Origin of the sequence: Streptomyces sp. NPDC007162, from assembly GCF_040634175.1 — a bacterium.
In the GTDB taxonomy this organism is placed as follows: Bacteria; Actinomycetota; Actinomycetes; order Streptomycetales; family Streptomycetaceae; genus Streptomyces.
In genome coordinates this window covers 1-10,553 of sequence record NZ_JBEYFC010000316.1, presented here as the reverse complement: position 1 = coordinate 10,553, position 10,553 = coordinate 1, and the positions used below count along the sequence as shown (strand labels likewise).

Below are 10,553 nucleotides of genomic sequence, written 5' to 3'. Positions count from 1 at the left end.
CACGGAAATCACCCTCTCCTCCTGACCCCTCAATGAAGATCAGGATGATCAGACGATCGCGAGGTGGGTCACCGTTGATCCGCCGTTCAGCGGTCCGTTTTCACCCGTCGCCGAGACAACACTTGGGGGCTTGCGTCGAGGCCCGCTTCGGGCCGCTGCGGCAGTTCACCCTGGCTAACACGCATCATCCGAACCACACGATGCAGACCCGGGCCCTGCACGCCGAGAAGGGCCTTCGCTGGGGAAGCCGCCCCCGCTCGTTGCCTGATCAAGCAGCCTAGCGCGCCGCCTGCTCGAGTCCACCGGCACGGAGGGCGTCCTCGATCTCGCCGAGCTTCGCTGACGACAAGACTCCCACCTGCTCGGTCAGATCTTCCTGGGCCAGCGTGACCAGCCAAGTGCATGGGACAAGACCGGGACGTGGCAGCGCCACTCGAAGGACGCCCTCGACAGGCAGTCCCTCGGGCGCCCCCACTGCCACTTCGACGGCCACACCGCTGATCTCGGTCCCCGCAGGAGCGACGACCTGCATCGCTCGGAACCCGGACGCTTCGTCTCCTGACAGCAGTACCACCGGCCGCCGCTCGTCAAAGTCCGCCAACCAGACCTCACCGCGCTGCATGTGCCCTCCCGACGCAGGATCGCGGGGGAACCTTGCACGCCCCGGACCGAACACCTCATTGCCGACCGTAATCCAACCAGTCCAGCGGTCGCAGCGGCCAGCGAACCCGGTGAACCTGCGCGCTCACAGCCCTAGGCCAGTGCTCGGCGGAGAGATCATCATGTGGGAATGACTGAGAACCGATCCACTGTGGCACCGACTGTGGTGCGGCTCGCTGAGTACACGAAGGCGGACCAGGAGGAGATCCTTGGCATCAGCGATGATCCCTTCGGTATCGCCTGGGCCGGTTTGACCTGGCTGCCGAAAGAAGAGCACTTCGGCATCCGGCACGACGGCCGCCTCGTGGCACACGCCGGCCTGCTGCGACTGCCTGTTGCGATCGGCGACGCCGAGACAGAGGTGGTGGGCGTCGGCGGGGTGGCCGTCTCACCCGGCATGCAAGGTCAGGGCCTCGCTCGCCTCGTCGTCACAGCTGCCCTGGAGCACGCCCGAACGATGGGTCCTCAACACGCACTCCTCTTCTGCCGGCCTCCCCTCGTGTCGCTCTACCAGCGCCTCGGATGGCACCCGCTCCACAAAGACGTACTCGTCGAACAACCCGAAGGCCGCCTCGTGACCATGCCGCTGCGGACCATGGTGACGCCCCTGCGCGACGACGCCCGGTGGCCCTCAGGGCCAGTACGGCTGTCCTCACTCCCTATGTGACGGACCCCCTGTAGCAAAAGCCGCGCAGCGCGGCGTTCCGGGCGGACGCCGTGCGCCGTCAGTCCTTGCCGCGCCCCGTCAGGGCGTCCCTGATCCGGTCCACCATGCCCGTGCCGGGGGCCAGCAGCTTGTTGGCCGGCGGGGTGTCAGGAGCCGACGGGTGCGGCCGGGTGGGCGCCGTCTTCTTGGCCTGGCGGACCTTGTCACCCAGCTTCATCAGCTCCTCTTCGGAGGCCGCCGACCGCAGCCGGGGGAAGAGGTTGTCCTCCTCGTCGCGGACGTGGCTGCGGATCTCGGTCATCAGCTCACCGATGAGCCGGTCGAACTCCGGATCGTCGGCACCGACGGCTTCGAGCGCCTTCATCGTCCGTTCGGCCTCGGCGTGGTCCTCGATCTCCTTGTCGGCGACCGTGTCACCGTCGGACAGGAACTCGCGCACGGCCGGGTAGAGGTACGCCTCCTCGGCGACCGAGTGCCGCACCAGCTCGATCACGGCCTGGTCGGCGTACTTCTTGCGCTGCTTGTCCCCCGGGCTCAGGGCCGAACAGCTCCTCGACCTCGCGGTGGTCGGTGGTCAGTTCCGCGATGACGTCCCCGCCGTGTCCCATGGGCGTTCCCTTCTTTCACGCTGCGCCGTCCGGAATGCCTCGACCGTGTGTCCACGGCCCCGCGCCCGCAAACCGGGCGGGCATTCGGCGCATCCGCTCACCGCGTGGCACCCAGTGGGCGGCACTGCGATGGAATGCCGTCTGTGGGGTACGCCTGTTCTGACCCGGGTCCACACGTCGTCGAGGGGGCGTGTGCTGCTGTCCCGAAGCAGAGCACGGCTGAAGCAGAGGGCCCGGCTTGACGAAGGAGCAACGGCATGGCGAGTGAACAGCCCGACGGCATTGCAGGACGCGACAGGTCCTTGGCGCTCCCGGTAGCGGAGCAGGCAGGCTGGGACGAGGTCGACGTGCGGGCGGTGGACACTGTACGGCTGCTGGCGGCCGACGCGGTGCAGAAGGTCGGCAACGGGCACCCTGGCACCGCGATGAGCCTCGCACCTCTGGCCTACCTGCTGTTCCAGAACGTCATGCGGCACGACCCGGAAGACGACCAGTGGCTGGGACGGGACCGGTTCGTGCTGTCCTGCGGGCACTCCAGCCTGACCCTGTACATCCAGCTCTACCTGGCTGGCTACGGCCTGGAGCTGTCGGACCTGGAGGCGTACCGGACCTGGGGCTCCGCCACTCCCGGCCACCCCGAGCACCGGCACACCCGCGGAGTGGAGATCACCACCGGACCGCTGGGCCAGGGCCTGGCCAGTGCGGTCGGCATGGCCATGTCGGCCCGCCGCGAACGCGGACTGCTGGACCCCGACGCGGAGCCGGGCACCAGCCCCTTCGACCACCACGTCTACGTCATCGCCTCCGACGGCGACCTGATGGAGGGCGTCGCCAGCGAGGCCGCCTCCCTGGCCGGCCACCAGCAACTCGGCGACCTCACTGTCTTCTACGACTCCAACCACATCTCCATCGAGGACGACACCGACGTCGCCTTCAGCGAGGACGTACCCGCCCGCTTCGCCGCCTACGGCTGGCACGTGCAGACCGTCGACTGGACCGGCACGGGCAGTTACGTCGAGGACGTCGACGCGCTGCTGGCCGCCACACGGGCCGCGAGGGAGGAGACCGGCCGCCCGTCGCTGATCATGCTGCGCACCCTGATCGGGTGGCCTGCCCCGAACAAGCAGAACACCGGCAAGGCCCATGGCTCCGCGCTGGGCGAGGACGAGGTCGCCGCCACGAAGAAACTGCTGGGCTTCGACCCCGGCGCACACTTCACCGTCGAGGACGAGGTCCTGGCCCGTACCCGGCAGGCGGCTGAGCGCGGCCGGCAGGCGCACGCGGCATGGGACGAGACGTTCACGGCCTGGCAGGAGGCCAATCCGGAGCGCGCCGCGCTGCTGGACCGGCTGCGGAAGCAGGAACTGCCCGACGGCTGGACCGACGCGCTGCCCGTCTTCCCTGCCGATACCAAGGGAATGGCCCCCCGGGCCGCTTCCGGCGAGGTCCTCAGTGCGCTCGCGCCGGTCCTGCCGGAGCTGTGGGGAGGATCGGCCGACCTGGCCGGAAGCAACAACACCACCATGGACGGCGAGCCGTCCTTCCTTCCCGCCGATCGCCAGACCAAGGACTGGAAGGGCGGCCCCTACGGGCGGACCCTGCACTTCGGAATCCGCGAGCACGCCATGGGCGCGATCCTCAACGGCATCGCCCTGCAGAGCCTGACACGCCCCTACGGCGGCACCTTCCTGACCTTCTCCGACTACATGCGCCCCGCCGTACGCCTGGCCGCCCTGATGCAGCTGCCCGCGACCTACATCTGGACCCACGACTCCATCGGCCTGGGCGAGGACGGTCCCACCCACCAACCCGTCGAACAGCTCGCCGCGCTCCGCGCCATCCCCGGCCTCGACGTCGTGCGGCCCGCCGACGCCAACGAGACCACCGCCTGCTGGCAGACCATCCTGGAGCACACCGACCGGCCCGCCGGCCTGATCCTGTCGCGACAGAACCTGCCCGTCCTGGACCGCGGCAACGGCGAATACGCCCCGGCCCGGGAAGCGGCCCGGGGCGGTTACGTCCTGGCGGACGCCGTCGACGGAGCACCCGAGGTGATCCTGGTGGCCACCGGCTCCGAGGTCCACATCGCCCTTGAGGCCCGCACCCTGCTGGCCGCGGAGAACCTCGCGGTGCGGGTGGTGTCGATGCCGTGCCGGGAGTGGTTCGCCGCCCAGCCGCAGAGCTACCAGGACTCGGTCCTGCCACCCTCCGTCCGGGCCCGAGTCAGCGTCGAAGCCGCTGTGGCACAGGGATGGCGCGAGATCATCGGCGACGCCGGGCAAGTCGTCAGCCTGGAACACTACGGCGCCTCCGCCAACTACCAGCGCCTCTACACCGAGTTCGGCATCACTCCCGAAGCGGTCGCCGCCGCTGCCCGTGACAGCATCAGCGACGCCCAGCGCACCGTCCGCCCCGGCGGCCAACAGCACACGTCAGCACCCACCGAAGGCGGTACTGGCGACCTCCCGTAGATCTTCATCCCCGCACCGGTGAGGTTTCGACCTTGTGCAGGGGTCGTCAGCAGAGTTGCGACTGGGTTTGTTCGGCGAGCTTCACGTGGGCCTGCAGGACGGGCAGGTCCTTGCGGGCCTCGCTGATCACCTGCTGGTTACTGCCGCTGGAGATCTCCTTCTTTGCGTCTGAGACCTTCACCGCCGGCAGCACGGACAGCGGCACGGCGCAGGACGTCAGGAAGCTCCGCATCTCCTCCGACCTGCCCACGGTCAAGGGCGCGAAAGCCGAAGCATCCGGCGTCGACGTCATCGCTCAGGACGGCAAGACCTACCTGAACTCAGTGGGCGACCAGTTCCTCGCCGCGGGCACGTCCCGGCCGATCACCGTGCTGGCCCCGGCTCATCTGCCGCGTGAGTACCCCCTCGACGGCCTGAGGGCCACGCGTCTGCCCAACCACTGATCACACTCCACGGGGCAACGCCTGCCGCCGCGCACCCGAACATGCAAGGCATCGCCTTGCGCGTCCCCAACCGTCACCTTTCAACGGAGGCCCCACGTGAGTCTGACTGTCGCCCGGACGTCCGCCGGGCAACCGGCTCCCGGCTATGCGCGGTATCTCTTCCACATCACCTGAGGAAGAAGAACGCCGGTTGCGTCTCCAAGGCGCCGCTGCTGCCTATCGCTCGCGGGCCGCCGCGGCACACGGGGAACGGGACAGCCAGCGCGGGGGTACTGCGGTGGGAGCGCCGGACTCGATCGCTGGTACGGACGCTCCGTCGTGGCGCGTCCGCGCGATCAGTTCAAGTTCGCGGAGGGGTTACGAGCGCCGTCGCAGGCCGTGTGTTCCCCTTCGGCCGGCGCACCAGCCCCGCCGGCGGTGGCCACACGGTCGACGGAGCCCTGCGGCACCGCGCTGGTGGAATTGTCGGCGATCATGATGGTGACTGCTTCGCTCGTGGTGACATGGACCGGCAGGATCGTGTCGACACCGGTGAGGACGAGCATCCGCATCAAGCGGTCGGGGACGGCGGCGAGTCTGATCGCACCGCCCACCGCCTGGGCGACGTGCCAGAGACCGATGAGCGCGCTCAGACCGGCGGAGTCGCAAAAACCGACCTGTGACAGGTCCAGAACCAGGTGCGGAGACCCCTGCTCGATGATCATCGAGGCGTCGCGGCGCAGGGTCTCCGCGGTGCGCATGTCCACGTCCCCGGCGACCGTGGCGATCGCGAGGCCGGGACGGGGTTGCTGGACGGTCAGCTGCAGCGTGTCGGTCACGTCGGTCATCACTCCTGGCCGAAGTGTTCGGGCGCGGCGGCGGTGTGGGCGGTGGCAGCGACACTGCCGTCGGGCATGGTGTGAGGGTGGGGAACGGACAGGGCCAGCAGCGCCACGTCGTCGCCGGCTCCGTCGGGCAGCGAGGCCAGCAGGGTGATGCCGTCCTCGACCAGGGAGGTGGCGGTGACGGGCCCGGTGCGCTGGTGGAGGAAGCCGGTCAGGCCGTCGTCCCCGAGCATGGCGCCATCGGCGGTGCGGGCCTCGGTCAGCCCGTCGGTGTAGAGGAACAGACTTTCCCCGGCCGTTAGGGAGAACGTGGTCTGGGCGAAGGGCGCCTGGGGAAAGGCGCCGACGAGCATCCCGCCCTTGGGGCGTACGGCCCGCACCCAGACGGCGCCGCTGTCGTCGGGGCGTACGTGGTAGGCCGGCGGGTGGCCGCCGGTGGCGAGGGTGACGGTGAAGCCGCCGTCCTCCCGGGGCTCCAGGAGGCCGAAGACGACGGTGCAGAAGCGGCGGCCGGCGGTGACGTCGGTGAGCAGCATGGTGTTGAGCGCGCTCAGCACGGTGACGGGGTCGGCGTCGATCTGGGCCGCGGCGCGCAGGGTGTGGCGGGCCAGGGCGGTGACGGTCGCCGCCTCGGGGCCTTTGCCGCACACGTCACCGAGGAAGAACGCCCACCGGCCGCCGTCGAGGGGGAAGACGTCGTAGAAGTCGCCGCCCACGTCGTGGGCGGAGGCGGTGCGGTAGTGGCAGGCCAGCTCCAGGCCCGGCACCACGGGAAGGGCCGGGGGCAGCAGGGTGCGCTGGAGGGTGGAGGCGAACGCAGCGATGGCGGCCTTGTCCTGCTCCGCCTTCTCCCGCGCCGCCCGTTCCGCCTCGGCCCGCGCCCGCTCCGCTTCGGCGTGCCGCCTCTCCGCTTCCCGGCGGGCCTGCTCGTCGCGCAGTGCGCGCAGCGCCGACAGCCGCAGCTCCATCTCGTCCAGCACGATCGCGGCGAGATCGGCCAGGGTGGCGGTGTCCTCCTCGGTGATCGAGCGCGGCCGGGTGTCGAGGACGTTGACCGTTCCCAGCTTGTGCCCGTCGGGGGTGATGATCGGTGCGGCGGCGTAAAAGCGCACCCCCATCTCCCCGGCGACCAGCGGATTGTCTGCCGCGACGGGGTCCTTGAGGGTGTCGGGGATGACCATCGTGTCATCACGCAGGATCGCCGAGCCGCACAGGCCCGGATCACGGCCGATCTCCGCGACACCTTCCAGGCCGTGGGCGGCCTTGAACCAGATGCGGTCGGTGTCCACGATCGTGACGGTTGCCACCGGCACGTCGAAGAGCCGGGCAGCCATCGCCGCCACCCGGTCGAACGCCCCGTCGGGCGGAGTGTCGAGGATGTCGTAGCGGCGCACCGCCGCGATCCGGGCCGCCTCCGCATCGGGGTCGGGGACCAGCTCGGGGCGGCGCCCGGGAGCCGGGTCGGTGGCCGACGCCTGCTGCATCATCGGCTTTCCTCTCCGTCGATGGGCTGTCGCCGTGAACGGCACGATCCGACGCAGCCTAAATCGACCACACGCCCGAACGCCAATGCCGCCGTCGGACGGGCCCCGGTCGCGGTCTGCCGTGCGATGTGCCGGGTCAGCGTTGGTGGGAGGGCCCTACGGCGGGGTCTGACTCAGGTGAGTGCTGACCGCGGTGTCCTGATCACACTGTGCCGACCGCTGGCGAGGGGGCGGTGCGTCGCTGGTCAGAGCTGACCGGGCTGCGGCCGGGCCGTGGGTCCATGGGGCGAGAGACGCTCGACAGGCCCTTATGAAGAACATGCTCGCATCAGCGGCCATCGAACAGCGGCCCGAATCCGGGGTGCATGAAGGTGCCTCACCCGCACGCGTGCGGGACAGCACGTCGCGCAGGCCGCTCCCCTCACTCCGCCACCGAACCGACGCGGCACGAGCGGGCCGGCTCGATCGTCTGCGCTGCTCCCCGCCGTAACATCCATGTTTGTCACCGTGGCGTCCAATCGCCCTGCAGGGGCAAGCGCTGAAGGGTCAGGCTTCCGAAACGCCGTCAGCTCGGAGCATGCCGCCGAGGGGCGAGAAGGGTCGGTCGGGCCTTCTCACGGTGGACCGCGTGGGCGATGGCGCGCGCCTCGATGCCCGCCTGGCGGAGAACCCCCGTGAGGGGATTGGTGTAGCCGGCGAAATACAGGCGCGGGGCTTCGGGATGGGTTTCCGCGCCTGCGACGAGGGGGAGTCCGTCCTCGTCGAGTACGCCGAGGGATCCCACCAGGTCGTGGAGGTTGGTCCGGTACCCGGTGGCGGCGATGACCGTGTCGGGCCGCAGTAGGGTGCCGTCGGCCAGTACCACGTCGGGCCCGTCGAATGCCTGGACGGCCGGGACCGGTTCGACCCGCCCGGACCGCACGGCATTCACGAAGCCGTGGTCAAGCACCGGGTTGACCCCCTCGCGGGCGTTACGGGTGTACAGGCCCGTGCGGGGCCGTGGCAGTCCCCGCGAGGTCAGGTCGGGTACCGCGACACGTTGCGTGAGCAGGGAGCTGCGGTCGCGCCACGCCAGCGGGAGGGCTTCCGTCAGCCGGCCGACCGCGTGCCATCGGGCGCTGGCGCGGGGCAGGATGTTGGGCGGAGTACGGACTGAGATCTGTACCCGTGCGGCTCCGGCCCCGGCGAGGACGGCGGCGATCTCGGTACCGCTGTTGCCGGTGCCGACTACCAGGACGTGTTGCCCGCGGTAGGGCGCCGGAGAGCGGTAGCGGGCCGAGTGCAGCAGCGTGCCGGTGTAGGACGAACGCCCGGGCCAGTGGGGGACGTTCGGGGCGTGGCAGCGGCCGGTGGCAACCACGACCGCGTCGGTGGGGATGGGGCCGTCCGGGGTGTGGACCAGCCAGCGGGGACCCGAGCCTGGCTCGGCGCGCTGGATGCGCAGTACCGGGGTGGTCAGCCGGACGTTGAGCCGGTGGTGGGCGGCGTAGCTCTCCAGGTAGCGCACGTAGTCGTCGCGGCTCACCCACGGGCCGGCCTGGCGCGGTACGGGCAGGCCGGGGAGTTTCGAGGTGCCGAGGGTGGTGTGCAGGCGCAGGTGGTCGTATCGCTGCGCCCAGCTGGCTCCTACGCGGTCCGACCGTTCGAGGATCACGGTCGGTACGTCGAAGCGTTTCAGTAGCGCGGCGGCCGCCAGGCCGTGGGGGCCGGCTCCGATCACAATCGTGGGAGCGCTGAAGTCTCGCTGTGGTGTCGGGGGCATCGATCACTACAACGGCAGACCGCGGCGCACGTCACGCCTGACTGGCGGGTGTGGAACATCGAGCCAGCGCCGTTACACCGGCCGGTATGCAGTCGTTGGGCATCGGGCGGCAGCGCGCCGCCCCGCACGACGGGCCCGGCACGCCCGGTCCGGACCGTCCGGGCCGGCACGTCCGGGCCGGACCCGGCTGAGCCGTCATGAGCCGGGCAGGCCGACGGACGTGAGCCTGCGCGGACCCCGCCACCGTGGCGGGCTTTCCTGCGGGCCGGCTCGCTCCACCGATCTTTCAAGGGGCTCATGTGCAGGCAGTAATCACGCGACACCGGCCACGGCTGCTGATCAGCGGAGTCTGCAAGGCGTACGGCCGCAGGCAGGTCCTGCGCGACGTGGACCTCGACGTGGCCGCCGGGACGCTGGTCGGAGTCGTAGGCGAGAACGGCGCGGGGAAGAGCACTCTGCTTGAGGTCGCCGTAGGACACCTCGCACCCGACCGCGGAACGGTGACACGGACCGGGGCAGTGGGGTACTGCCCGCAACGGGCGGTGTTGAACGACGCATTCACCGTCGGACAGCATCTGCGGCTGTTCCGGACGGCCTACCGGCTGCCGACCCTGGAACGTGCCGACGAGCTGATGGAACTGCTGGCACTGAGCGACTGCCGACGACAGCAGGTCGGCGAACTCAGCGGTGGAACACGGCAGAAGCTGAACCTGCTGATCGCTCTCATGCACGATCCTCAGCTGCTTGTCCTGGACGAGCCCTACCAGGGCTTCGACTGGGACACCCATCAGCGGTTCTGGACCCTGGCCGCCGACCTGCGTGATCGAGGCCGGTCGATCATCGTGGTGTCTCACCTGCTGCACGACCTGCACCACTTCGACGCGATCGCTCACCTGCGCCAGGGCCGTCTGCACTTCGAGGAGACCGTCCGATGAGGCTCTCCTGGACGGCATTCACCCAACTGCTGCGCTGCACTCTGCTGGGCCACCTGCGCAACCGGCTGGCCCTCGTTCTGGCGGTCGCGTTCATCCCCGTCTGGATCACCGTGGCACGCCTGTGCACCTCCGACCAAGTGGTGCGCATCTCGCTGGACACCATCAGCGCCCCTGTCTCCGCCCCGGCCGGCCAGGTGGGGCAGGTGGCCAGTGCGCTGGGTGCAGTCACCATGGTCGCGGGCTTCATCACATTCACCGAGACCTTTCTGTCCCGGCAGTTGGACCGCCGTCTGCTGCTGGCCGGCTATCCCCGGCTGCCGATGTTGATGGCGAAGCTCGCTGCCATCGCCCTCACCGCCGCCGCGCTGGCCTTCTACACCACGATCCTGCTGTGCATCTCCCTGCCCGTTCGCCACGCGGCACCCCTGGCGCTGGCCCTCGCGGGCGCCGGCCTCGCCTATGGCGGCATCGGCCTTCTGCTCGGCTCCCTCGTCCGCGGCGAGTTGGAGGGCTTCTTCCTCATCATCATGCTCAGCCTGGTCGACACCGGCCTGCAGAATCCCGTCTTCAACACGCTCATGGATGTGGCGGGCGTGTCCGCGCTTCCCCTGTACGGCGTGACCCAGCTGGCGCTGAGCTCAGCTCTCACCCCGCACATCCCCTGGTCCTACGACCTGCTCACACTGACCTGGGCCGGGG

The 10,553-nt window shown here is 69.9% G+C and carries 9 protein-coding genes and 1 pseudogene; 5 read left to right on the top strand and 5 right to left on the bottom strand.

What is annotated here, in order from left to right; genetic code table 11:
* Window positions 1–277: 277 nt before the first annotated feature.
* Window positions 278–622: a type II toxin-antitoxin system PemK/MazF family toxin gene (locus tag ABZ646_RS30055; protein ID WP_360525572.1), complete on the bottom strand. Its 345-nt coding sequence runs from the start codon at window positions 620–622 to the stop codon at window positions 278–280.
* 168 nt (window positions 623–790) lie between these two features.
* Here ABZ646_RS30055 and ABZ646_RS30050 point away from each other — a divergent pair, with 168 nt between their 5' ends.
* Window positions 791–1,327: a GNAT family N-acetyltransferase gene (locus ABZ646_RS30050; RefSeq protein ID WP_360525575.1), complete on the top strand. Its 537-nt coding sequence runs from the start codon at window positions 791–793 to the stop codon at window positions 1,325–1,327.
* A gap of 58 nt (window positions 1,328–1,385) precedes the next feature.
* Here ABZ646_RS30050 and ABZ646_RS30045 read toward each other — a convergent pair.
* Window positions 1,386–1,935: pseudogene (locus tag ABZ646_RS30045) on the bottom strand (hemerythrin domain-containing protein).
* A gap of 257 nt (window positions 1,936–2,192) precedes the next feature.
* Between ABZ646_RS30045 and tkt the strand changes: the two are divergent.
* Together tkt and ABZ646_RS30035 are read left to right on the top strand one after the other, a co-directional pair.
* Complete coding sequence (gene tkt, locus ABZ646_RS30040; protein ID WP_360525569.1) at window positions 2,193–4,406, top strand: transketolase; 2,214 nt, start codon at window positions 2,193–2,195, stop codon at window positions 4,404–4,406.
* Window positions 4,407–4,516: 110 nt separating this feature from the next.
* Window positions 4,517–4,849, top strand: a complete 333-nt coding sequence (locus ABZ646_RS30035) for a hypothetical protein (protein ID WP_360525566.1) — start codon at window positions 4,517–4,519, stop codon at window positions 4,847–4,849.
* A 335-nt stretch (window positions 4,850–5,184) separates the two neighbouring features.
* Here the strand turns inward: ABZ646_RS30035 and ABZ646_RS30030 are convergent, their stop codons facing one another.
* The 3 genes from ABZ646_RS30030 to ABZ646_RS30020 form a co-directional block, all read right to left on the bottom strand.
* Window positions 5,185–5,676: an STAS domain-containing protein gene (locus tag ABZ646_RS30030; RefSeq protein WP_360525563.1), complete on the bottom strand. Its 492-nt coding sequence runs from the start codon at window positions 5,674–5,676 to the stop codon at window positions 5,185–5,187.
* Window positions 5,676–7,160, bottom strand: coding sequence for a GAF domain-containing SpoIIE family protein phosphatase (locus ABZ646_RS30025; protein WP_360525560.1), 1,485 nt, complete (start codon window positions 7,158–7,160; stop codon window positions 5,676–5,678). Before ABZ646_RS30025 ends, ABZ646_RS30030 begins: the two co-directional genes overlap by 1 nt.
* Window positions 7,161–7,722: 562 nt before the next feature.
* Window positions 7,723–8,877, bottom strand: a complete 1,155-nt coding sequence (locus tag ABZ646_RS30020) for an NAD(P)/FAD-dependent oxidoreductase (RefSeq protein ID WP_360525557.1) — start codon at window positions 8,875–8,877, stop codon at window positions 7,723–7,725.
* A gap of 341 nt (window positions 8,878–9,218) precedes the next feature.
* On the opposite strand from ABZ646_RS30020, the gene ABZ646_RS30015 reads away from it, so the two are divergent.
* Complete coding sequence (locus ABZ646_RS30015) at window positions 9,219–9,854, top strand: ABC transporter ATP-binding protein (RefSeq protein ID WP_360525554.1); 636 nt, start codon at window positions 9,219–9,221, stop codon at window positions 9,852–9,854.
* Window positions 9,851–10,553, top strand: a 703-nt coding sequence (locus tag ABZ646_RS30010) for a hypothetical protein (RefSeq protein ID WP_360525551.1), incomplete at its 3' end; no start/stop codon positions are given. The genes ABZ646_RS30015 and ABZ646_RS30010, both read left to right, overlap by 4 nt.

What these genes read in the sequence shown, in the direction of transcription:
- ABZ646_RS30055 (WP_360525572.1), bottom strand. Translation starts at nt 622, where the DNA reads ATGCAGCGCGGTGAGGTCTGGTTGGCGGACTTTGACGAGCGGCGGCCG.
- ABZ646_RS30050 (WP_360525575.1), top strand. Translation starts at nt 791, where the DNA reads ATGACTGAGAACCGATCCACTGTGGCACCGACTGTGGTGCGGCTCGCT.
- tkt (WP_360525569.1), top strand. Translation starts at nt 2,193, where the DNA reads ATGGCGAGTGAACAGCCCGACGGCATTGCAGGACGCGACAGGTCCTTG.
- ABZ646_RS30030 (WP_360525563.1), bottom strand. Translation starts at nt 5,676, where the DNA reads ATGACCGACGTGACCGACACGCTGCAGCTGACCGTCCAGCAACCCCGT.
- ABZ646_RS30025 (WP_360525560.1), bottom strand. Translation starts at nt 7,160, where the DNA reads ATGATGCAGCAGGCGTCGGCCACCGACCCGGCTCCCGGGCGCCGCCCC.